This window comes from Paraglaciecola sp. T6c (assembly GCF_000014225.1).
Classification (GTDB): Bacteria; Pseudomonadota; Gammaproteobacteria; order Enterobacterales; family Alteromonadaceae; genus Paraglaciecola; species Paraglaciecola atlantica_A.
Map to the genome: position 1 here is coordinate 281,398 of NC_008228.1, position 21,616 is coordinate 303,013.

Sequence of the window (21,616 nt, forward strand, 5' to 3'; positions counted from 1 at the left end):
ACAACGAAATGTGTATTGACCAAAGCAGGCTAGCATAATGGAACAGTTAATAGTTAGATTGGGTTCGAATGATGACGATGTTATCCATTGGATTGTCTGCTCTTCCAATGAGGATGACGTCATAGCCAGCGGTGAACTTCCCGGTGTAGCGCATTTATCGTCTTTAAAAGACCGAGCGGGGCAACGTCCCATCACAGCACTGGTACCGACTAGCGATGTATTACTCAAATGGGTCACGCTTCCTAGTAAAGCCGGGCGCAAAGCACTATCGGCTATCCCGTTTATGCTTGAGGATGAAATCAGCGGCGATATTGACAGCCAGTTTTTCGCGCTCGGTGGGCGTAAAGATAACCAACAAGCAGTTGCTGTGGTGAGTAAAATACGACTGCAAGCGTGGCGAACTCAATTGGCTGATGCAGGTTTGCATTGTGAGCGAATTGTGCCAGACATTTTGGCCGTGCCTGAACCTACATCTGGCTGGGCAGTGCTCGAATTGGGTGAGCAGTTACTTATCCGACAAGACCAGTGGGCGGGTATTCAAGGTGAGAAAAACTGGTTGGTTCAGGCCATTAACCATCACGCAAAGCAGCAACCAATTCCCTTGTCGCTGGACAACTTCAGTCGTTTGTCTTCGCAAGAATTAAATAACGTGCTGCTGCAAGAGCAGCACGTTGATATGCCGATGAAAATACTGGCAAGTGGTTCACAAACAACGCAGTTCAACTTGCTGCAAGGTGAATTTAAATCGCGCAAAAAGCAAGGCGGGGAGTTCAAGAAATGGCGTTTAGCCGCGGTATTGGCCATTGTCGCGCTGTGCACAACGTTGATTGACAAGGTTGCTTTACAGCAGCAATTAAGTAGCGAAAGAGCGCTGGTTTCCAGTCAGATAAAGGCGGAATTTACGCGAGCCTTCCCAAACGCAGGGGCTTATCGTGATGTTCGTGCAACTATGCGCGCCAAGTTAGCCGCGCTTGAGCAAGGCACAGGTGGCTCATCTATGCTGGTGATGATGGACCAGCTTGCAAATGCCTTTGCTAAAAGCCAAGTAAAGCCCTCTAGCGTAAAGTTCGATGCATCAAGAAGAGAACTACGTATGCAAGCGATGGCAGCTAACTTCGAGTCTTTAGAGCTGTTCAAGCGTTTAGCCGAAGCGCAAGGTTTTGAAGTAGAGCAGGGCGCCATCAATAACCGCAACGATCTGGTTTACGGCTCATTGTTGGTAAGGAGTTAAGATGAATACCCTTAAGCAAAAATTCAGTCAATTGACCGAACGAGAACAGCGCTTGGTGCTTATTTCAGCCGTGGTGGTGGTCGTTGGAATGTTTTATTGGTTGGTGTGGTCTCCGTTGAACCAAGCGATCGAACGAGATCAAAAGGCGCTTGATTCGCAAAAATCATTATTAAGCTGGGTTCAGAAAAGTGCCAATCGTGCAATACAGTTACGCGCGGCTAAAGGAGTAAGCGCAGGATTTAACGGTTCACTCGCCCAAGCGGCAAATCAGACTGCTGCGAACGCTAATATTCCTATTGCGCGCATGCAGCCGCAAGGTGATGAGCTGCAAGTGTGGGTTGATCAGGCACCGTTTAACGGAGTGCTAGATTGGCTTAAGTCGCTTGAGGAGATGGGAGTCAGCATTTTGGATTTAGATATTGCTGAAGCCGATGCTCCAGGACAAGTCAAAATTCGTCGTTTGAAATTAGGTAAATCATGAAGTTAGTTGTGAAATGGGTAATAGCTTGCCTGATTATTTATGTTGTTTTTTTGATTGCTAAACTCCCCGCAGTACACGTGATTGCAAAGGTGCAGTTACCACCTGATATTACCGTCAGCGGAGTCTCAGGCACCATTTGGAATGGACAAGCAGATACCGTCACGTTACAGGGTTTACCCATACGAGATGTTAAATGGCAATTGGCATTTTGGCCGTTACTCACTGGCACGGCCGCCATCGATGTCGATGCAGGTAATATTCGCGAAGTGGACGATATCTCTGTTAAAGGTCATGTGGCGATATCTAACGGACATGTGCAAGGTGAAGATGTTCAAGTTTTCTTACCTACTCGTTTAGTGATTACTAGTTTGCCTTTGCCTATTCCAGTGAATGCCAGTGGGCGTTTCAAAATATCCCTGCAGGAGTTGGATTATACCGAGCAATGCCAAGTACTAACTGGCCAAGGTTTATGGCTTAAAGCGAAAGTACAGGGCACTCAGCAAGATATAGAGTTGGGTAATTTTGAAGCCAACCTAAAGTGTGAAAACAAAGAAGTGGTGATGACGATTAATGAGCCGAATAGCTTTGGGTTAAGTGCCGTTGCGCATATTCCTAGTGACTTGGCATTTCGCATCAATGGCCGCTTTAAACCAGATGAAAATCTACCGGAAGAAGTGCATCAAGCGGCGCAATTTTTTGGTAAGAAAGATGCGCAAGGCTATTATCCTGTCAAATTCTAGTGTTGTCGCGAGGATACGTAACAAATATAAAAAAGGCGCTTAAAAGCGCCTTTTTTATATATACCAACTATTGCAAGTCAGTTTGAGCGAGGCTTAAGCCTTGTAATAGCTCAAACAGGTCTCTACTTCTTCCTTAGAGCCTAAAATGACAGGTACTCGTTGGTGAATCTCAGTGGGCATGACTTCTAGTATTCGCCCTTGTCCTGTAGAGGCTAAGCCGCCGGCCTGCTCCATCAAAAAAGCCATTGGGTTTGCTTCGTATAGCAAACGTAATTTCCCTGGCATTTCAGGGTTACGTCTATCAAATGGGTACATGAAAATGCCGCCTCGGCTAAGTACCCGGTGAATATCGCCTACCATGGCGGCTACCCAGCGCATGTTAAAATCTTTTTCTCTAGGACCGTCTTCACCGGCAATTAGATCGCCAATGTAATTTTGTACCGGGTCTTCCCAGTGGCGCTGATTAGACGCATTGATAGCAAACTCAGAGGTTTGTGCAGGCACTTGAATATTTTTTTGAGTTAACAAAAAACCACCGTGGGTTTTATCAAGCGTGTATAAATGCGTACCACGACCTGTGCTAAGTGCGAGCATAGCGCTTGGGCCGTATAGCACATAGCCAGCAGCGACGATCTGCGTACCTGGCTGTAGAAATGCTGATGGATCATCGGCATCCATCCACTGCGGAGCGTGGGTAATGGAAAATATCGTACCGATCAAGCTGTTGATATCCGTGTTTGATGAGCCATCAAGGGGATCGAAACTGACTAAATAGTTCCCGTTGGGATTACAAGCCACTACGTCGTCTTCTTCTTCAGATGATATGGCTTTTACATAGCCAGATTCACTGAGTATGTCTTTTAAAATTTGATTGGAGATAACATCCAGTTTCTTCTGTGTTTCGCCTTGTACGTTTTCACTTAGTGTTGAGCCTAACACTCCAGCTAACGCCCCTTGGCTGACCCTAAATGATATCTCTTTGCACCCTGCTAAAAGTGTTCTCAGTAGCAGGATGAGCTCCATCGGAGCGCCGTCTTCTTGCAGTTGCGAGTTGAGTCTTTTCATGTGTTATTTTGACCTTTTATCATGATTGTAGGGACAGAAATACCGGCGAATATTGTTGTTTTTATGCTCGCTAAGTACGTAAAGACCAGTGTAACTGGATTTTTCGCAAAACTCAGCACCGAATAATCCTGTTTGTAGACTTGTTGATGAATTTGTCATCTTGTCAGTGCGAACCGGCATAGGAATCTGGTAATCTACCTCCCTATTTATCCCAGAAAAGATTATATGCATCTACATATTTTAGGTATTTGCGGGACGTTTATGGGCGGCATTGCGGCAATAGCTAAAGCGATGGGTCATAAGGTTACCGGTTCTGATAATAATGTTTACCCGCCAATGAGTACGCAGCTCGAGGCACTAGGCATTGAGCTAACCCAAGGTTTCGGTGAAGACCAGTTTGATCCACAGCCTGACATGGTGGTGATCGGCAACGCGCTTTCTAGGGGCAATCTTGCAGTTGAATACGTACTCAACAGAGGAATTCCCTATACTAGTGGCCCGCAATGGTTATTGGAAAATGTTCTTAAAGACCGCTGGGTATTAGCGGTCTCAGGTACCCATGGCAAAACCAGCACATCAAGTATGTTGGCGTGGATATTAGAATCTGCGGGAATGTCACCTGGTTTTTTGATTGGTGGTATTCCACAGAATTTTGATATTTCTGCTCGTTTGGGTGAAACGCCGTTTTTTGTTATCGAAGCAGATGAATACGACAGTGCCTTTTTCGATAAACGTTCGAAGTTTGTTCACTATCGTCCTCGTACGCTAGTGATTAACAATATCGAGTTCGACCACGCTGATATATTTGATAGCATCGCAGATATTCAAAAGCAGTTTCATCATCTTATCCGAATGATACCCGGAAACGGATTGGTGATTGCGCCAAAGACAGATAACCAGATTACACAAGTGCTAGATAAAGGTTGTTGGTCGCCAGTGCAATTTGTGGGTAGCGATTGGAAAGCAGAAAACGGCTCTGCAGATGGCGGTGAGTTTGATGTGATCTATAAGGGTAAGTCCTTTGGTAGGGTGAAATGGTCGCTGTTAGGCCTGCACAATGTACAAAATGCCATGATGGCCATTATTGCTGCTCGTCACGCAGGTGTGTTACCTGAAGTGGCTATTGAGGCGTTAGGCAGTTTTGTGAATGCCAAACGACGTATGGAGATATTAGGCACTGTCAATGGCATCACGGTGTACGATGATTTCGCACATCATCCCACCGCTATTGCTACAACCCTGGAAGGACTGCGAGCAAAAGTAGGCGATGCCCGTATTTTAGCGGTGCTTGAGCCTCGCTCAAACACAATGAAGATGGGTGTACATAAGCAAACACTCGCGAAGTCTTGGTCTGCGGCGGACCAAGTTTTCATTTATGAGCCAAGTAACCTTAGTTGGTCAATGGATGCGCTATTGGCGCAAAGTGAGGTAACGGCATCACTGCACAATGACTTGAACATATTAGAAAAGTCTATTTTGTCTTACGTTCAGCCTGGCGATCACGTGTTGATTATGAGTAATGGTGGATTTGGTGGTATACACCAGCGGCTATTACAAAAACTGTCACAGTAGAAGTACACAATTATTAATACTCTGTCTTCGTATAAGTAAAATTTTAGGACTTTTCATTCATGTATAAATTTATAGTTGGCCTTCTTATGGCTTCGTTCAGCGTCAATGTGTTGGCTTGGGGGCAAATAGGACATCGAGTAACAGGTGCAATTGCGCAGCAACATCTCACGCCACAGGCTCAAGCGGCTATCAGTGCTTTGCTACCAACTGAAGACTTGGCCGAAGCCTCGACTTACCCCGATGAAATGCGCTCAAGCCCAGATGATTTTTGGCAGAAAAAAGCAGGTCCGTTTCACTATGTGACTATTCCTAAAGGTCAGACTTATGCAGATGTCGGTGCACCTGAGCAGGGGGATGGCGTATCGGCTTTAAAAATGTTTACGGCAAATTTAACCAGCAGCCAGACCAGCAAAGCAGAAAAGCAACTCGCACTACGCTTTATCGTGCATATAATCGGAGATTTGCATCAGCCTTTGCATGCTGGAAATGGCACTGACCGTGGCGGTAATGATTTTAAAGTGAACTTTTTTTGGCAGGATTCTAACTTGCACAGAGTGTGGGATAGTGAGCTTCTTGATCAGCGTCAGCTTTCTTATACCGAGTGGACAGCAATATTGAATCGCAAAATTAGCGCGCAGGATATAAATGACTGGAACACAACTGATCCTAAAGTTTGGATAGCAGAAAGTGTGAAAATTCGCGACGAGATTTACCCTTCGCAAGAAACGATATCTTGGGATTACTTATACCATCATTTACCGCAAGCGAAGCAGCGCCTAAAAATGGCAGGTATTCGAATTGCTGCTTATTTGAATGAGATTTATAAATAAATATTGGCCAATAGCAGATAGCAAAAAGGCAGCGAATTCGCTGCCTTTTTATTAGATGTACTGGTAACTAATGTTTAGCCTTTGTGATACTGAGCACTGTATTTATGCACTGCGTCGACAAATACTTTAGCGTTTTCGGGGGGAACATCTAAATGAATGCCGTGCCCTAAATTAAACACGTGCCCTGGGCCTTCACCGAATCCTGCTAGTATTTTCTGTACTTCTTGCTCTATCCGCTCTGGTGCGGCATAAAGCATGGATGGGTCCATATTACCTTGTAAAGCAACCTTATCACCCACGCGGGCTTTAGCGTTGTCGATATCGATAGTCCAATCTAAGCCTACTCCATCACAACCCGTCGCGGCTATGGACTCTAACCACATACCAGCGTTTTTGGTGAATAAGGTGACAGGTACTTTACGCCCATCATTTTCACGGGTTAACCCATCAACAATTTTATGCATATATTGCAGTGAAAAGTCTTGATAGTCGCGAGGCGATAATACACCGCCCCAAGTATCAAACACCATGACGGATTGAGCGCCAGCATCGATTTGAGCATTAAGATATAAAATGACAGAGTCAGCGAGTTTATCGAGTAATAAATGCAGCGCTTGAGGATCGCTAAACGCCATCTTTTTAATCTTAGTAAACGCCTTGCTGGAACCGCCCTCAATCATGTAAGTGGCTAGCGTCCAGGGGCTGCCAGAGAAACCAATAAGTGGTACTTCACCTTGCAAGTTTTTACGAATGGTACGCACTGCATTCATCACATATTGCAGTTCTTGCTCAGGATCCGGTGCGGGTAGATTTTGGATGTCCGCCATAGATGTAATTGGTTTAGAGAATTTCGGGCCTTCCCCTTGCTCGAAATACAATCCTAAGCCCATTGCATCTGGGATAGTGAGTATGTCAGAAAACAGTATAGCGGCGTCTAAATCAAAGCGACGAAGAGGTTGTAGCGTCACCTCGCATGCCAACTCTGCATTTTTACACAATGACATGAAATCACCGGCTTGCGCGCGCGTTGCTTTATACTCAGGCAAATAACGGCCTGCTTGGCGCATCATCCACACAGGGGTGACATCGACTGGTTGGCGAAGTAAAGCGCGTAGATAACGATCGTTTTTTAACGAATTCATGAATTTCCTCTATACATCTGTGAAAGTAGTGCGCCAGTCCTAGGCCAAAAAAGCCGACATTGTACCCTGTTAATCTTAAGGTAGAAGCGAAATCAACCTAAATTTTGTAAAAACTTGCAACATAACCAGAAACTCTGTTATAACAATGTTGCGAAAGCAAACTAACAATAAGAAGCTCGAAAAAACGAGACTTAGACGCTAAAATATTCGAACCCCACTCAAAGTGGGGTTTTTTATGCTTGGTGTTTTTTTCAGTTTTGGCAAATTTCTTCAATCGTGCGTTCGATTAATTGCCCGGCAATAGAAAACTTCGGTGGTATATTTGGCAACTCGTCAAACTTAAACCAGTGGGCTTCGATGATCTCGTGCCCATCCACATTGATATCGCCGCTATCAAAGTCTGCTAAGAAGCCGACCATCAATGAATGTGGAAAAGGCCAAGGTTGGCTAGACATGTATCTGATATTTTTGATCGCGACACCCACTTCTTCAAATACTTCCCTGTGAACAGCGTCCTCTAAGGTTTCTCCGCTTTCAACAAAACCAGCCAATGTTGAAAACATATTGCGCTCTTTCTGGGGTTTGCCTTGTGCTAGTAGAATTTTGTCTTCATGGCGAATAGCAACAATAATGCAGGGCGATATTCTTGGATAACATCTGTGATGACAGCGATGACAGTGCATGGCCATTTCCCAATCTATTTTCTGCATGGTAGAGCCACATTGGCCGCAAAACCTATGAGTACGCAAAAATAGAGCAACTTGCCAAGCTCTGGCTGCCACAGAAAATATATCCATTTCATCATGAAGCAATAACGATCTGAGGTGACTTAGTTGTAATCCCGCTTGTTCGATGAGTTCATTGCCCATATCGACGAGATAGCAAACTTGTCCATTATGCTCCCCTACCTGCACAACTTGCTCTTCATATGCGTGAGCAAATTCTAGCTTTTTCCATGTTTCGATAATTGGACCAGGCTGCTTTGTAGGCACTAACAGTTTTTCGGCGCTGAAAATAAACCAGATGCTTGGGGTATCAACATTAATGTTTACATTTTGTTTGATCATAGATTTTTACCACTTATTCATCGGCACTAAAATGATACTGCTACCTACACGATGAACGTTTTTGTAGGAGAGAATGCAAGAATGACATCTTAGCGATTTATCATTTTGCGCCTAAAACGGATTGGTTCAGCTTTCGTTAAGAAATGCTTGTCCACAATGATACTCATTATGCGTACTAATTCCTCAACTTTATGAAGTAAATCAAGCTACTATTCATACAAACCCTATTAGATGAGTGATATACTTCGCTAAAATAATCAGATAACTCTGATTGAGCGCTATTCTTTTACGTTTAAAGGACAGCTTGATTAACTGGAAGGCCTGCAGCATAAAGATGAGTATTGGATCGCAAGTAGAAAAAGCACGTCAATATTGTGAGCAAAAAGGTGCACGTTTTACCCATTTAAGAGAAACAGTGTACGCCCTGTTGTTAGAAAAAGAAGGGGCTGTTGGCGCCTATGACTTGCTTGATACATTGAAAGAAACGGAAACGAATGCCAAGCCTGCGACTGTTTACCGTACTTTAGATTTTTTGCTTGAGTTCGGTCTGATCCACCGATTGGAGTCGACCAACGCATTTGTTGCTTGCCATCATTTTGGTTGTAGCCATCCAGTGCAGTTTTTAATCTGTGACAATTGTGGTTTGGTTAAAGAAATTCAGTCTGAAGGGTTGCAAGATACCTTAGTCAAGCATGCTGAGTCCCATGGGTTTAAGGTTTCAAAACAAACTATTGAGGCGCATGGTTTGTGTACAGCATGCCAATAATGTTCAAGGCAGTGCAGATACTTAGTAATCAACAGGAAGTATGGCAAAAATGAATGCAGAGTTTATAAATCCGTTCATTGCCGCTTTACGCAACGTTCTCAGTACCATGGCGCAATTAGAGTTGGTGCCAGGCAAGCCACAGAAGAAAACGGATTCTGCGGCGAAAGGTGATGTGTCAGGTTTAATTGGTATGGTTGGTGACGATGTAAAAGGGTCACTGTCAATTACTTTTGAAACCAGCATTGCGCTTAAAGTTATGCATAATATGCTCGGAGAGCAACTAGAATCGGTCAATGAAGACGTGGCCGATATGGTTGGTGAAATCACCAATATGATTTGTGGTGGTGCAAAAAACGAATTAGCTAAACTTGGTTACAATTTTGGTATGGCAACACCGGTTGTAGTTTTCGGTAAAAATCATACACTAAGTCACACGGCATCTGGTCGTAAATTGATCATGCCATTCGCTAATGAACACGGCAAAGTGTATTTAGAGATGTGTTTTGACAAATAGTTTACCGATTTGGCAACAATTTCAGTTAAGCCTTCGTGCTAAACCTAGAGGATTTCATCTCATCACAGATGAAATAGGGAAGCAGTTAGAAGTTTTAACGACGGTAAATATTGGCATTCTGCATCTGTTTATTCAGCATACAAGTGCCAGTTTGACGATTAATGAAAATGCAGACCCAACAGTCAGGTCAGACCTAGAGAGTCACATTAATCAAGCTATTCCAGAGAATGCGGCATATTACCTGCATAACTATGAAGGTTCGGATGATATGCCAGCACATATTAAAGCCAGTGTATTTGGTAGCAACATTACCATTCCTATACAAAACGGAAGGTTAGCACTGGGTACATGGCAAGGAATATATTTGGGAGAGCATAGAAATCATGGTGGTGAGCGTAGCGTGATTGCAACAATTACCGGCCAATAAATATTTTACACACTGAATCAGAATATATATCGACGTTAAGTCGGTCGTTATATCGAATGATTAACACATTACATTAAGGACGTTTATTATGAAAAAAACCATGACAGCCATGGGTATCTTACTTGCTTTTACCAGTGGCGCTTTCGCACAATCTGCGCCGGTAGGCGACAAATGGGTAGGTGGTTTCGGTGAATATTATAAAACTGATGGTGAGCTAGATGGCGCGCCTACATTTTATGATGACGGTGTTGGCTTTGGTGCCGAGCTAGGCTTTCGCTTCAAGCCTCAGTGGGCTGCAAGATTAGAATGGTCACACTTAAACATTGACCAAACTAATGGCCTAGGCGACGAGTCTGGTAACCGCTTTGGTGTCGACGCCATGTACTTTTTACCTGACGACTTAATGTATGTGTTCGCAGGTGTCAAACACCTTGATTTAGCTGATAGTTCTCGCTTAGCTAATGTTGGTATTGGTAAGCACTGGGCTATCAATGACAAATGGCGTGTTATTACCGAAATCGCTGCGTATCACGATTTCGGTGAAGCATACAATGACGTAAGCGCAAAAATTGGTTTGGCATATAGCTTCGGTACAACATCTACTCCAGTGACTCGCGATTCTGATAACGACGGCGTAAACAACAGCATGGACAAATGTCCTGGTACTGCACCTGGCGTTAAAGTTGACGCTATGGGCTGTGCACTTGCTGCTGCAATGACTGAATCTGATTCAGACAACGATGGCGTTGTAGATAGCAAAGATAAGTGTGCAAACACGCCTTCAACAGACCAAGTAGATGCAACGGGGTGTAGCATTTTTACTGAAGTTGAAGTTGAAGAAACCTTACGCATTTTGTTCGCTAACAACAGTGCAGAAATTGCAAACCGTGCGAACAGCGACATCCGTGACTTCGCAGCATTCATGAAGCGCTTCCCTTCAACTGATACTGTAATCGAAGGTTACGCGTCAGCTCCTGGTGAAAGCGACTACAACCAGTGGTTGTCTGAAGAGCGTGCGAAAGCGGTACGTATGGTATTGATTGAAGATTACGACATCAAACCTGCTCGCATCACAGCGGTTGGTTTCGGTGAAAGCAAATTGCTTGACGCACCTACAGCTAAAGAAGCTAACAAAATTAACCGTCGCATCGTAGCGCGCGTTAGTGCTTCTAAGCGCGAGAAACTAACTAAGTAATTAGTTCGTTCTATAAGCGTTTCGAGCACAAAAAAAGGAGGTGATATTCACCTCCTTTTTTATGTCTGCGATTCAGTCGCATAGCTATATTGGATGCAGCAGATTAATACTCGTCGTCCCTGGGCGGCCCAGCATAATTGTCAAATCGAGAAAACTGACCTTGGAAGGTAAGTCTTGATGTACCGATAGGGCCGTTACGCTGTTTACCAATAATGATCTCAGCCACGCCTTTGTCCTCACTGCCTTCGTTATACACTTCGTCTCGATAAATAAACATGATCAAATCGGCATCTTGCTCAATAGACCCTGATTCCCTCAAATCCGAGTTAATGGGGCGTTTATCTGAACGCTGCTCTAGTCCACGGTTTAGCTGCGAAAGTGCAACGACCGGCACTTCGAGCTCTTTTGCTAGAGACTTTAACGAGCGAGAAATTTCGGCGATTTCTAAAGTACGGTTATCACTCAAGCCCGGCACCTGCATCAATTGCAGGTAATCGATCATAATCAGGCTAATACCACCGCGATCGCGCGCCAATTTACGCGCACGCGTACGCACTTCCATTGGTGTCAGACCGGATGAGTCATCGACGTATAAGTTATCTTTGTCTTTGAGCATGGCCATAGTGTTAGACATGCGGGCCCAATCTTCATCATCTAATTGAGCGGTACGAATTTTGGTTTGATCTACGCGGCTCAGTGAGGCAAGCATACGCATCATGATCTGTTCGGCGGGCATCTCTAAGCTGAATACCAAAACTGGCTTTTCTTCCAATAACATAGCGTTTTCACACAAGTTCATAGCGAACGTGGTTTTACCCATGGAAGGACGCGCGGCAACTATTATCAAATCTGAAGGTTGTAACCCACTGGTTTTCTTATCTAAATCAGTGTATCCGGTAGAGACACCAGTCACTTCTTTATTGTTTTTAACTAACTCTTCAAGGCGGTCAATGGTTTTTGTTAGTACGGACTCAATGCCTCGTGGACCTTCGTTTTTTGCGGTTCGCTTTTCCGCAATTTCAAAAACTCGACTTTCCGCCATATCGAGTAATTCGCCGCTATTTCGGCCTTCGGGATTATAACCAACATCGGCGATATCGTGAGCCACACCAATTAGCTCTCTAACGACGGCGCGCTCTTTTATAATATTGGCATAGGCCGTGACGTTAGCAGCACTTGGCGTATTTTTCGCTAACTCGCCTAAATAAGCGAAACCGCCTGCTTCTTCAAGCTCGTCTAGATTCTCTAAATCTTCTGAAACAGTGATTAAATCGATTGGATGGTTGTTTTTCAATAAGCGCAGAATCGCGCCATAAATGACCTGATGGGAGCGGTTGTAAAAGTCTTCCTCGGTGACAAGTTCAGCGACTTTATCCCAGGAGTCAGGTGCGATCAACATACTGCCCAGCACAGATTGCTCTGCTTCAATGGAATGCGGAGGAACTTTAAGTTTTTCGACTTTTTGATCTTTATTTTTTGCTGAAACGGCTTTCACAGAAGGTACATTTATCCTCAAGAACAGGTGGCTAGTATGCGCCAAATTACCCCTGTTAGTAAAGGTAAGATAACGCGGTAAGGTATGTGGTTAACGATGAAAGTACGGTTATAAAAAAGTATTTTTGTTCGCCAAAGTATCGACTATTTTAGCACTACAAATCTTGCGAATAAGCAGATATTGCAGCTAGAAACTCGCTGCCATAACGGTCTAGCTTGGTTTGACCAACCCCATTGACCTCTAAAAAGTCGGTTTTGGACTGGGGCAGCTTATCGGCCATGTCTGCCAGAGTTGCGTCGCTGAAAACGACGAATGGCGGCACATCTTCCCTTTGCGCAATGGACTTTCGTAAATGCTTTAACTTGGCAAACAATTTACGATCGTAGTTCATCTCTTTGAGCTTTGATTTTTTACCTGAATCAATTGTCAGACGCGGCACCGCTAACGCCAGTTCTAATTTACCTGCGAGGACACCCCTGGCTTCCTCAGTTAGTTTAAGCACGGCGCTTTGTGTAATGTCGATGCGCAGAAAACCTTTATGGATCAGCTGATTAATTATATTGTGCCAGTGCGCATCAGACTTATCTTTACCAATAGCAAACGTACTGAGGCTATCATGACCTTGCTCAACAATGCGTTTGAGCTTTTTGCCACGTAATACATCAATGACATATTGGCTGGCGACATTCTGTCCCAAACGATAAATACACGACAGCACCATCTGCGCCGGCACAGTCCCATCGAATCGCTTCGGCGGATCGAGGCAAATATCACAGTTACCGCAGTCATGGGCAGAGTACTCGGAAAAGTAATTGAGTAAGACTTGTCGCCTACAGGTCTGAGCCTCTGCGAACGCCTCCATAGCGGCAAATTTTTGCAATTCGATATCTAGACGTTCGGGGTTATCACCCATACCAATCCATTGGCGTATCCGTGCAGCATCTTTTTCATCAAACAAAAGTAATGCTTCTGCCGGCATACCGTCTCGCCCGGCGCGCCCTGTTTCTTGGTAATAGGCTTCCACGCTACGTGGCAAATCGAAATGAACTACAAAGCGCACATTGGATTTATTGATCCCCATACCAAATGCGACAGTGGCCACAATGATGTCGATGTTATCTTGAATAAAGTCCCGTTGGATTTTGTCTCGTATCGGGCCTTCAAGGCCGGCATGGTAACCGGCACAGTTGATACCTTGTCTGGCAAGAGCAATACTCAAATCATCAACTTTCTTGCGGCTGTTACAGTATATGATGCCGCTACCTTCTTGTTGTTTTACGTACTGAATCACCTGATCAGTCGCTTTGTATTTGAACAATTGGTTGTAACGGATATTAGGCCTGTCAAAGCTGCCCTTAAAAATGAACGGATCCTGTAGGGCGAGTTGCTGCAAGATATCACTGCGCGTTGTGATATCTGCCGTAGCGGTCAGCCCCACCACTGGAACAGTAGGAAACTGTTGTTTTAATTGACCTAGCCGACGGTACTCTTTACGAAAGTCGTGACCCCAGTGTGAAACGCAGTGGGCTTCATCAACGGCAAAAAGGGCGAGTTCTAGACTATGTAAGCGCTGAATAAAATCAAATTGCATCAAGCGCTCAGGGGCGACATAAATGAGTTTGTAATGACCATCTTGCATGCCGCGATAAACATTGTGTATTTCTTCGCTGCTGAGGTTTGAATTAATATAAGCCGCACTGACCCCTGATGCGACAAGAGCGTCTACTTGGTCTTTCATAAGAGCGATAAGAGGTGAGACAACAATGGTTAACCCCTCAAGCACCAAAGCTGGTATTTGGTAACAAAGTGATTTCCCTCCTCCCGTAGGCATAAGGACTAAGACATCGTGACCTTGTAATATCTTTTCGATAACGTCGCGCTGACCGTCACGAAATTCATCATAACCGAAAACCGTTTTCAAAACGGATTGGGCGCTGTTGATAGCGCTTGTAGCGGGGGGCATTTTGGACAAAAATCAGGCTCTAAAACAAAAATTCTGCGCGCATTTTACGTGTTTTTACACCATACATCACTTGCCAATAACTAAAAACTTCGTCACATTGGGATCTTCGCCGCAATAAGGAAGATTATATGAGCGATAACAAAAGCTTAACGCCAGAGCAGCTGGCTGAATTCGTCATCGAGTTTTTTCAATCCAGTATGCCCTTTAACCAAGCGCTGGGATTTCAAATTGAAACCTTAGCTGATCATGAAGTGCAAATACGTATGCCTTGGAGCAACATGCTTATGGGTAACCCGGTACATAAAATTTTGCACGGGGGCGCAACCGCTGCCATTCTCGATACAGTAGGCAGTGTGGTTGCTCTTATGTATGGAATAAAGCAGCTTAAGCCTGAAGAGGTGGAAGAGTTCAAAAATACTTTGGCCAACAACGGTACCATTGATATGCGAGTAGATTACTTGCGCCCAGGTAAGGGGGAAGAATTCATAGCAACTGCTAGCGTTATTCGCAGGGGAAGAAGGGTAGCTGTATGTAGAATGGAGTTACATAATGAAAAAGGTCAACATATTGCCTCCGGCACGGGGACCTATTTAGTCGGGTAATTCAGTAAGGGTTCTAGCTAGGTATGTTTGCGCCCCTTTGCCTTTGACCGTTACGTCTGCGTTTTCAAAACTTTGCTATAAAAATGTATACAGTTAGTACTCAGGGTTACAAGTAAATCATCTCTTTGCGAGTCTTAGCCAGTATTGCCAAAACCTTGTTCTGTATAGGGTGAGGTATTTGTGCCTTGTTCATTGCGTTTATAAACAAATCGACCCCTCGATTAAAATCGGTTTCAGTGATGTTCATGCCTGCATGAACACGGGCCATAGTGTCGCCCGTGTATTCACAATGCCCTCCGGTAAGGTGGCATACATGTTCAACCAGCTTTTCTCTGAAGCGGTCAACATCTGTATCCGTAAAATATTCGAAAATAACCGGATCGAATTCGATTTCTGTAATGAAATTGTCTACTACTTCTTCTACCTTTGGCTGGCCGCCCATCTGAGCATATACTGATGGTTGCGCATTTGATGCGCAGGCACTTATCCCGAAAGCAAGCGATATTAGGAATAATACAAATAATGGTTTGATAGCATTCATTAAAGTTGTCCATTAAGAGAAAGGTAGACGCCGTCTTGACCGTGTGCGCCGGCTATTGAGCCTAAGTCAGCCCACGCCAAGGTCACACTGAAATGCTTGCTAGGAATGTAGGTAATAAAAATGTCTTTCCAATCATCTTCACCTAAGCCTAAATTGTCTGGTTTTTGTCGATATTCAATACCTACCGCAAGGTTGCGAGAAAACAAGATACCCACAGACGCTTCTAACATCACTTCATAGTCATCGTTGTTGGCGCCGCCGAAACCTAATAATCCCATTTCGTTAGCTTTGGTAGCTCTAGCGGTAAGATTCCACACCGTGTTGTAACCCGCAAGTGCGCCTAAATGAACTTTAGTCGCTGCAATGTAAAAATCCGTACCCTCGTTGGTTTTATTGGCACCAACGGCATTAGCAATGCCTTCGTCCTCAAGCACTTTATGTTGAATTCCCACGCTTATTTGTGGCAAGCGAGAATATACGACGTCTCCATAAGCGCGATACTTAACGCCGTATATATTTTGCTTAATATCGACCCCCGCCTCTTTTAGATCGAATCGGTGTTGAGCGACACTGACTTCAACACGGTCGTAAAAAGACGCGCTTAACCCCAGTACATTTAAGCGATAATCATCCATATTTACTTGCGTCATAAGCGCACTAAAAGATACTTCATCTCGACTATCGTACCCAGATAGCGTTGCCCATGGAACAATACCACCGCCACCGCTGCCTTCTAATTGCACTAAACCTGCGGTTCCTATGAGTTTGCCTTCTTGGGAATAAGTGACGTTGCTGAGAAGGTAAAGTAGGAATGCGCTAGCATATCTGAACCCTATTTTATGTAGCATCTTTTTCAAACCAGTTAGTTAATTGGTGGGTGTTATGCCAAGTGATTAAGTCGTCGAATGGGATGGGTTTACACATGTAATACCCTTGAGCAAACTCGCAACCCCATTTCTTCAACAAAAGGAGTGTCGCTTGACTTTCTATGCCTTCGGCCACCACATTCAAACCGAAGCTGTGGGCTAAATCGATAACGGTTTGCACGATTTTTTGGTCACCTTGCTGAGAATCAAGAGATAGGACAAAGCTTTTGTCCACTTTTAAAGTAGTGACAGGCAAATATTGTAAATACGCCATGGATGAGTAACCGGTGCCGAAATCATCAATCGCTATCTCAAAGCCTTTATCTCTAAACGCTTGCAACTGTTGAATTGCTTTTGCAGGCTCTTGCACCAAATCACTCTCTGTCATCTCAAAACTCAAAGCTTTACTGCTTAATTGGCTTGCCTCCATGAGCGAGGATATATGAGGCAATAAGGCCTGATCCATCACGTCTTTCGCTGATAGATTGATGGCGATACTCATCTCAATACCAGCATTTCTGAGGGCAACCGCGTCTTTTATGGCTTGATTGATAACCCAGTCAGTAATTTTTCCTATAAACCCAGCTTGCTCGGCAACGCTGATAAAATCTTCAGGGGAAACAAAGCCCAGTATGGCATTGTTCCAACGAATCAAGGCTTCTACCTTAGTGACTTTACCTGTGTCTAAATCTAACTTAGGTTGATAAAAAAGGCTCAACTCATCTTGCTGCTCTTGCAAAGCAGTTTTAAGCTCGGCAATAATTGATAGGCGGCGAAGATAACGATGTTCAAACTCCGGTTGGTAGGCAAGTATTGGCTGATCTGACAGTTTCGTTTCATCGAGTGCGATATTGATACGCCTGAAAAGCTCTTCGGCATTGGTCGCGTCATTTGGGCAATTCAGCATGCCTATGGATAACTTGGCCATAATGGATGAATCACCCGTATCAATGGGTTGCTCTAAGCTATTTATAAATTGTACGACCTGTTTTTGTGAGAGGTGCTCATCAGGCACCCAAAGTAGCTCCCCACCTGCTAATCTAGCACCTATCCCACCATGTTCGAGTAGTCGATTGGCAAGTATTTGCAGGCAAATATCGCCATTGTGATAACCAAAGACGTCGTTAATACTTCGAAAACCAAACACGTTAATGCCTAACACCTGAAAGGGTTTGTTTTCTTTGAATTTAGCGCAAAGTAGCGCTTCCATATTGTAGCGATTATTCAAACCAGTCAGTATATCGTGCTGTGCTTGATAGCTTATTTTTTCTTCACGATGGCGAATGTTAGATTGCATTGATTCCAATGCCTGGGCTAAGTTTGTTACTTCGGTCGAGTTAGAGTGAGCAACGATTGTCTTATTGTAGTCACCGGTAGAAATGCGCTGGGCTGTATCCGCAAGCGCAACCAATGGTTTAGCGACTTTACGGGAAAATAACGCTGCAAAACATAACGCCAAAATAATTGCTAGTAACGCTATGAACAAGATATTCAGCTGCAAAGCGTTAAAATCGGCAAATAGACGATGAAGATCATTCGACAGCGTAATCATTACTTTAAAATCGCCTTCTTCCTCCAACAAAAACTGCCGAGATACAAAAGGTGCATCGTTAAACAACGTCAGTGAAAGCCAAGACAAAGTCTGTCCCTGCTCTGCTAAAGCTACCTCTAACATTTCACTGTGCAAGGTACTGATGGTGAGGTTATTTTCTCCATCCGCTTGCACTTGTATGGTGGTATCCAACTGAGTGACATCTTTGAGCTGTTGCGCCCATCCATGGTCTATCTCAAATCCAATGACGGCGACGGCAATCGGGGTCGGCGCATCGATAGTCAGCATCATTACTTGGTACAACTTGTTATCGATAAGTAGCAGCGCCGCAGCACCACCGTTTAGTAAGGCATTTTGTATTATTTTTGAATAAGGAAAGGGAGTTTCTGTCGGCAGAATATTCGGAACGCTGGTGATGTTGTTGCCGCCGAGAGAAACTAGCGCCATCAAATCGGCGGTGATCCGCCCGCCATGGTTATACAATGCGCTGTTGATCGTAGGAATATCGCCTGAAGCAACGGCTTGTTTGAAGCCGAAATCAGCAGTCAATACACTTGCTGAGTTGTAAAGCACATCCTCCCGACTCTCTAATACTTGCTCAAAAACGTTTTGGGCGACTTCAAGGTCACTGTTTAATTGGCTTTGTGCGTGCTTGCTCGTTGAGGTCCATACATTGATGAGTATCATGGTGGCGGTGAGTACAACCAAACCTACAACAAGGCGGAATATGCTTTGGTTTAGCTTTCTAGTGGCCAATTACTGCTCCCTAGAGGAAAATTTGCGCGAAAACTTGCGGCGTTTCACTTCTGTTTTTTTGTTCTCTAAAAGAGTCAAGGTCACTGTTTTCATTTCACTTACTCTATTGCTTGTACGATTAGTGCTTTCATTATTCTGGGCATTTTCTCGGGCGAATGACTTCTTCACACGCTCTGAATTACTGGCAGACAAGTTAGCATGCCAAAAAGTAAACTCAGTTGCTTGTGTGCGCAGCCTTGCAATGCCATCTTGGTCTGTGATGGCGGTAACTTCATTTTCAGCTACATAGATGTAGCCAAGCATCTGGTCGTGAATATTGCAGCCCAGTACCACGACGCCAGACTTATCAAATGTAATAGGCGTTGAATGTTCGCCCTTATAAAGTCGTATCTCAAAAGGCTTAGGCTCAGAAAAGCTGTAAATATGGTGACGAATGTCATCACTGTTCGGAAAGCGCACCGCCTGATTTTTTTGAATAACCAGAACATGAGGAGAAAACTGCGAATTGATTTGATCCATCACAGCAATGTTAGCGATATCATCAGTGGGTTCTCCGTTCGCACTCACAACGGCATTAGCAATAGGGTTGCCCATTTGATCAACGACCTTAAACTGTATTTCTTGTGTGGCGCTGGCGATATCAATAACTAATGAAAACATGAGCAGGAAGAAACCAGTTATCCAGCGTGTTTGCTTGGTGTCAATCGTACGTCCCTTGTTCATGAGAACTTGATTCCTATTATTTAGCGTCTTTTTTTGCACAATTTAATATTACACATGCACCTTTAAAAAGCACTTGGGATCGCAAAATTGCGTTAAATTCGCCAACTTAGTAGGTTATTTTATAACTCAAAAGTGCTAACCGTAACGATGAGACAGGCTAAATCAATATCAACTGCTGCTTTGGATATTCTTTTTATCGACTAACATAGGCATTTACATTAAATTGCCAGTCAACTATTGAGCTGTTAGGCGTGTTGTAAATTCTTCAGCGCCATATCATTGGAATCGTTTTAGATGTTAAAGACACAGTGGGCTGATAAAATTTTAGATTGGGCCCAGCTCTATATGGGGAGCCTTATTTGGACTCTGGTAATGCTATTTGTGTATGTTTTAGTCACTAAATGGACATTGCCCAGGATAGAAAAGAAAATAGATGAAAGTAATTTAAAGTCACCTGAGGTACTGCGGGCCTATCACATCATTCGACTGGTAGTCGGCATTCTCACTTTCGCGATAATACTCATCGCTTGGGGCATAGATTTTAGTGGCTTACTGGTGATTTCTACGTCTCTCATTACATTGACCGGTGTGGCATTCTTCGCGAGTTGGTCTTTGCTGAGTAACATAACAGCTTACTTTCTGCTGTTATTTCAAACGTCATTCCGCCGAGGTAATTTTATTCGCGTATTGGATGCTGATAACTATGTGGAGGGCTTTATCACTGAGATCAACTTATTCAATACTAAGCTCATCACCGAAGACCGAGAAATTATCGTTTATCCAAACAATCTCATTCTAACTCGCCCTAGTATCATCAACCCCAGAGCGAAGTGGAAAACAGTGGGTAAGTTTACCGATAGACCAGAAAAGAAAATGCCGCAAATACGTAAAAAATAATCTTACTTCTGACTCATTCGCCACTGTTAAGCATGCTAAAATAGGACTTATATCAACACTTAGCTTGGCATGCCTGTTTTAAACAATGACATCTTAGCTTGAGTTGATACTCGATTCAGCCCATTCGAATAGCCAACAAGTATGAAGCCGTAAATGAGTATAGATTTTCCACCTGTTTTAGAGCACCTCTCGCTTTTCCTCAACGCCCTGTTTAGCAACAAGGTCGTGTTAACTATCCTGCTCGCATTCTTCATTTTAGGCGTGAAATACGCTTTGGTGAAAACTGTGCGCAATCGCGCTATCAGCAAAGGTAAAGACAAGCGAGATTTGGTCAACAATATCAAGAATTTTATCAATTTTGTGATGTTGTTTTTACTTCTCAGTTTGTGGGCAGGAGAGTTACAAAACTTCGCACTTTCTATTGCGGCATTTGCGGTGGCTATTGTTCTTGCTACTCGCGAGTTTATTCAATGTGTGATTGGTTTTTTCTATTTGGCCTCTACCCGTCCTTTTCGCATCGGGGATTGGGTGCAAGTAGGGGAAATCGTTGGTGAGGTATCTGAAACTGACTGGATGAAAAGTACGCTATTAGAAGTAGACATTCATAAGTACGAATACACAGGTAAAACATTGTTTATTCCTAACAATGCGATGATCACGAACACGATAAAAAACCTAAATTTTTTAAAGCGTTACGCGACGCACCATTTTAATATCACACGGGACCAGAGCGTTAATCCCTATTTGTTTATTGATCAGCTACAGGCAAAAGCAGAGTTATATTGTGCGGATTTTAAAGATGTTGCCTATCGGTACAGTCAAACGATTGAACGGCGCCTGGATGTAAAAATTGCTGGCCCAGATCCTCATATTAACGTTTCCACTTCGGATGTAGGCGATTCAGTTGTGACAGTCGCGATTTTTTGTCCAACGGAACGTGCCATAGAAATAGAACAAAAACTGATTAAAGATTTTATGACAATGTGGTTTGCCGCTAGGCGCAGCGGTAACGTTTTATCAATTCAGAATGAACTTGATGAGAAAAATAATATCGATGATAGTGCCCCCTAATAAAGAGATGATGTCTCGTGCTTACTATTGTCATAAAACTTGCTTAGTTATCGATTGTTTTCATATCCGATAGGTAAAGTGGGGTTACAGCGCTCTTCTCGCTATCTAATCAAAGAGGTC

The 21,616-nt window shown here is 43.8% G+C and carries 21 protein-coding genes; 12 read left to right on the plus strand and 9 right to left on the minus strand.

The window, feature by feature from the left end:
* Positions 1-37: 37 nt before the first annotated feature.
* Genes gspL through PATL_RS01235 form a run of 3 tightly spaced genes read left to right on the plus strand, consistent with a single transcriptional unit; the run spans position 38 to position 2,452 of the window.
* Positions 38-1,231 carry a type II secretion system protein GspL gene (gene gspL / locus PATL_RS01225; protein ID WP_011573173.1) on the plus strand — a complete coding sequence of 398 codons (1,194 nt, stop codon included), beginning with the start codon at positions 38-40 and terminating at the stop codon, positions 1,229-1,231.
* Between the two features lies 1 nt (position 1,232).
* Positions 1,233-1,712, plus strand: a complete 480-nt coding sequence (gene gspM, locus PATL_RS01230; protein WP_011573174.1) for a type II secretion system protein GspM — start codon at positions 1,233-1,235, stop codon at positions 1,710-1,712.
* Entirely contained in the window at positions 1,709-2,452 is a 744-nt protein-coding gene (locus PATL_RS01235; RefSeq protein ID WP_011573175.1) for a type II secretion system protein N, read from the plus strand. The genes gspM and PATL_RS01235 overlap by 4 nt, the downstream gene beginning before the upstream one ends.
* Positions 2,453-2,545: 93 nt before the next feature.
* Here the strand turns inward: PATL_RS01235 and PATL_RS01240 are convergent, their stop codons facing one another.
* A complete protein-coding gene (locus PATL_RS01240) occupies positions 2,546-3,517 on the minus strand; it encodes a class 1 fructose-bisphosphatase (protein ID WP_006992291.1) in 972 nt (323 codons plus the stop codon).
* A 225-nt stretch (positions 3,518-3,742) separates the two neighbouring features.
* Between PATL_RS01240 and mpl the strand changes: the two genes are divergently transcribed.
* Positions 3,743-5,089: a UDP-N-acetylmuramate:L-alanyl-gamma-D-glutamyl-meso-diaminopimelate ligase gene (gene mpl / locus PATL_RS01245; protein ID WP_011573176.1), complete on the plus strand. Its 1,347-nt coding sequence runs from the start codon at positions 3,743-3,745 to the stop codon at positions 5,087-5,089.
* A 59-nt stretch (positions 5,090-5,148) separates the two neighbouring features.
* The gene (locus PATL_RS01250) at positions 5,149-5,919 is read left to right on the plus strand and encodes a S1/P1 nuclease (protein ID WP_011573177.1); all 771 of its coding nucleotides are present in this window, start codon (positions 5,149-5,151) and stop codon (positions 5,917-5,919) included.
* Positions 5,920-5,993: 74 nt separating this feature from the next.
* On the opposite strand, the gene hemE is transcribed toward PATL_RS01250, so the two are convergent.
* Together hemE and nudC are read right to left on the minus strand one after the other, a co-directional pair.
* A complete protein-coding gene (gene hemE / locus PATL_RS01255; protein WP_011573178.1) occupies positions 5,994-7,061 on the minus strand; it encodes a uroporphyrinogen decarboxylase in 1,068 nt (355 codons plus the stop codon).
* 251 nt (positions 7,062-7,312) lie between these two features.
* Positions 7,313-8,128 carry an NAD(+) diphosphatase gene (gene nudC / locus PATL_RS01260; protein WP_011573179.1) on the minus strand — a complete coding sequence of 272 codons (816 nt, stop codon included), beginning with the start codon at positions 8,126-8,128 and terminating at the stop codon, positions 7,313-7,315.
* A gap of 334 nt (positions 8,129-8,462) precedes the next feature.
* Between nudC and PATL_RS01265 the strand changes: the two genes are divergently transcribed.
* The 4 genes from PATL_RS01265 to PATL_RS01280 all read left to right on the plus strand — a co-directional run bounded on the left by PATL_RS01265 (position 8,463) and on the right by PATL_RS01280 (position 11,030).
* Positions 8,463-8,894, plus strand: a complete 432-nt coding sequence (locus tag PATL_RS01265; RefSeq protein ID WP_006993003.1) for a transcriptional repressor — start codon at positions 8,463-8,465, stop codon at positions 8,892-8,894.
* A gap of 49 nt (positions 8,895-8,943) precedes the next feature.
* The gene (locus tag PATL_RS01270; RefSeq protein WP_006993004.1) at positions 8,944-9,408 is read left to right on the plus strand and encodes a chemotaxis protein CheX; all 465 of its coding nucleotides are present in this window, start codon (positions 8,944-8,946) and stop codon (positions 9,406-9,408) included.
* Positions 9,398-9,835, plus strand: coding sequence for a secondary thiamine-phosphate synthase enzyme YjbQ (locus PATL_RS01275; RefSeq protein WP_011573180.1), 438 nt, complete (start codon positions 9,398-9,400; stop codon positions 9,833-9,835). Before PATL_RS01270 ends, PATL_RS01275 begins: the two co-directional genes overlap by 11 nt.
* An 88-nt stretch (positions 9,836-9,923) precedes the next feature.
* Positions 9,924-11,030 (plus strand): OmpA family protein, encoded by a 1,107-nt coding sequence (locus tag PATL_RS01280; RefSeq protein WP_011573181.1) that lies wholly within the window; start codon positions 9,924-9,926, stop codon positions 11,028-11,030.
* 103 nt (positions 11,031-11,133) lie between these two features.
* On the opposite strand, the gene dnaB is transcribed toward PATL_RS01280, so the two are convergent.
* Positions 11,134-12,525 carry a replicative DNA helicase gene (dnaB, locus tag PATL_RS01285; protein WP_006993007.1) on the minus strand — a complete coding sequence of 464 codons (1,392 nt, stop codon included), beginning with the start codon at positions 12,523-12,525 and terminating at the stop codon, positions 11,134-11,136.
* Between the two features lie 154 nt (positions 12,526-12,679).
* Entirely contained in the window at positions 12,680-14,488 is a 1,809-nt protein-coding gene (gene recQ / locus PATL_RS01290; RefSeq protein ID WP_011573183.1) for a DNA helicase RecQ, read from the minus strand.
* A 128-nt stretch (positions 14,489-14,616) separates the two neighbouring features.
* Here recQ and PATL_RS01295 point away from each other — a divergent pair, with 128 nt between their 5' ends.
* Positions 14,617-15,090: a thioesterase family protein gene (locus PATL_RS01295; protein WP_011573184.1), complete on the plus strand. Its 474-nt coding sequence runs from the start codon at positions 14,617-14,619 to the stop codon at positions 15,088-15,090.
* 106 nt (positions 15,091-15,196) lie between these two features.
* Here PATL_RS01295 and PATL_RS01300 read toward each other — a convergent pair whose 3' ends face one another.
* Genes PATL_RS01300 through PATL_RS01315 form a run of 4 tightly spaced genes read right to left on the minus strand, consistent with a single transcriptional unit; the run spans position 15,197 to position 19,528 of the window.
* Entirely contained in the window at positions 15,197-15,631 is a 435-nt protein-coding gene (locus tag PATL_RS01300) for a group I truncated hemoglobin (RefSeq protein WP_011573185.1), read from the minus strand.
* Entirely contained in the window at positions 15,631-16,479 is an 849-nt protein-coding gene (locus tag PATL_RS01305; protein ID WP_011573186.1) for a DUF3034 family protein, read from the minus strand. The genes PATL_RS01300 and PATL_RS01305 overlap by 1 nt, the downstream gene beginning before the upstream one ends.
* On the minus strand, positions 16,469-18,805 hold the full coding sequence (locus PATL_RS01310) for a putative bifunctional diguanylate cyclase/phosphodiesterase (protein WP_011573187.1): 2,337 nt from the start codon (positions 18,803-18,805) through the stop codon (positions 16,469-16,471). Before PATL_RS01310 ends, PATL_RS01305 begins: the two co-directional genes overlap by 11 nt.
* Positions 18,806-19,528 (minus strand): methylamine utilization protein, encoded by a 723-nt coding sequence (locus tag PATL_RS01315; RefSeq protein WP_011573188.1) that lies wholly within the window; start codon positions 19,526-19,528, stop codon positions 18,806-18,808. It abuts the gene before it with no gap.
* A 294-nt stretch (positions 19,529-19,822) separates the two neighbouring features.
* Here PATL_RS01315 and PATL_RS01320 point away from each other — a divergent pair, with 294 nt between their 5' ends.
* Both PATL_RS01320 and PATL_RS01325 read left to right on the plus strand, forming a co-directional pair.
* Positions 19,823-20,425 (plus strand): mechanosensitive ion channel domain-containing protein, encoded by a 603-nt coding sequence (locus tag PATL_RS01320; protein WP_011573189.1) that lies wholly within the window; start codon positions 19,823-19,825, stop codon positions 20,423-20,425.
* A 153-nt stretch (positions 20,426-20,578) separates the two neighbouring features.
* Positions 20,579-21,496 carry a mechanosensitive ion channel family protein gene (locus tag PATL_RS01325; protein WP_011573190.1) on the plus strand — a complete coding sequence of 306 codons (918 nt, stop codon included), beginning with the start codon at positions 20,579-20,581 and terminating at the stop codon, positions 21,494-21,496.
* Positions 21,497-21,616 lie beyond the last annotated feature (120 nt).

Coding starts and splice junctions, on each gene's coding strand:
- mpl (WP_011573176.1), top strand. CDS start 3,743: ATGCATCTACATATTTTAGGTATTTGCGGGACGTTTATGGGCGGCATT.
- PATL_RS01240 (WP_006992291.1), bottom strand. CDS start 3,517: ATGAAAAGACTCAACTCGCAACTGCAAGAAGACGGCGCTCCGATGGAG.
- PATL_RS01315 (WP_011573188.1), bottom strand. CDS start 19,528: ATGAACAAGGGACGTACGATTGACACCAAGCAAACACGCTGGATAACT.
- PATL_RS01320 (WP_011573189.1), top strand. CDS start 19,823: ATGTTAAAGACACAGTGGGCTGATAAAATTTTAGATTGGGCCCAGCTC.
- PATL_RS01270 (WP_006993004.1), top strand. CDS start 8,944: ATGAATGCAGAGTTTATAAATCCGTTCATTGCCGCTTTACGCAACGTT.
- gspL (WP_011573173.1), top strand. CDS start 38: ATGGAACAGTTAATAGTTAGATTGGGTTCGAATGATGACGATGTTATC.
- PATL_RS01300 (WP_011573185.1), bottom strand. CDS start 15,631: ATGAATGCTATCAAACCATTATTTGTATTATTCCTAATATCGCTTGCT.
- PATL_RS01325 (WP_011573190.1), top strand. CDS start 20,579: ATGAGTATAGATTTTCCACCTGTTTTAGAGCACCTCTCGCTTTTCCTC.
- PATL_RS01265 (WP_006993003.1), top strand. CDS start 8,463: ATGAGTATTGGATCGCAAGTAGAAAAAGCACGTCAATATTGTGAGCAA.
- PATL_RS01250 (WP_011573177.1), top strand. CDS start 5,149: ATGTATAAATTTATAGTTGGCCTTCTTATGGCTTCGTTCAGCGTCAAT.
- PATL_RS01295 (WP_011573184.1), top strand. CDS start 14,617: ATGAGCGATAACAAAAGCTTAACGCCAGAGCAGCTGGCTGAATTCGTC.
- hemE (WP_011573178.1), bottom strand. CDS start 7,061: ATGAATTCGTTAAAAAACGATCGTTATCTACGCGCTTTACTTCGCCAA.
- nudC (WP_011573179.1), bottom strand. CDS start 8,128: ATGATCAAACAAAATGTAAACATTAATGTTGATACCCCAAGCATCTGG.
- gspM (WP_011573174.1), top strand. CDS start 1,233: ATGAATACCCTTAAGCAAAAATTCAGTCAATTGACCGAACGAGAACAG.
- PATL_RS01280 (WP_011573181.1), top strand. CDS start 9,924: ATGAAAAAAACCATGACAGCCATGGGTATCTTACTTGCTTTTACCAGT.
- recQ (WP_011573183.1), bottom strand. CDS start 14,488: ATGCCCCCCGCTACAAGCGCTATCAACAGCGCCCAATCCGTTTTGAAA.
- PATL_RS01235 (WP_011573175.1), top strand. CDS start 1,709: ATGAAGTTAGTTGTGAAATGGGTAATAGCTTGCCTGATTATTTATGTT.
- PATL_RS01305 (WP_011573186.1), bottom strand. CDS start 16,479: ATGCTACATAAAATAGGGTTCAGATATGCTAGCGCATTCCTACTTTAC.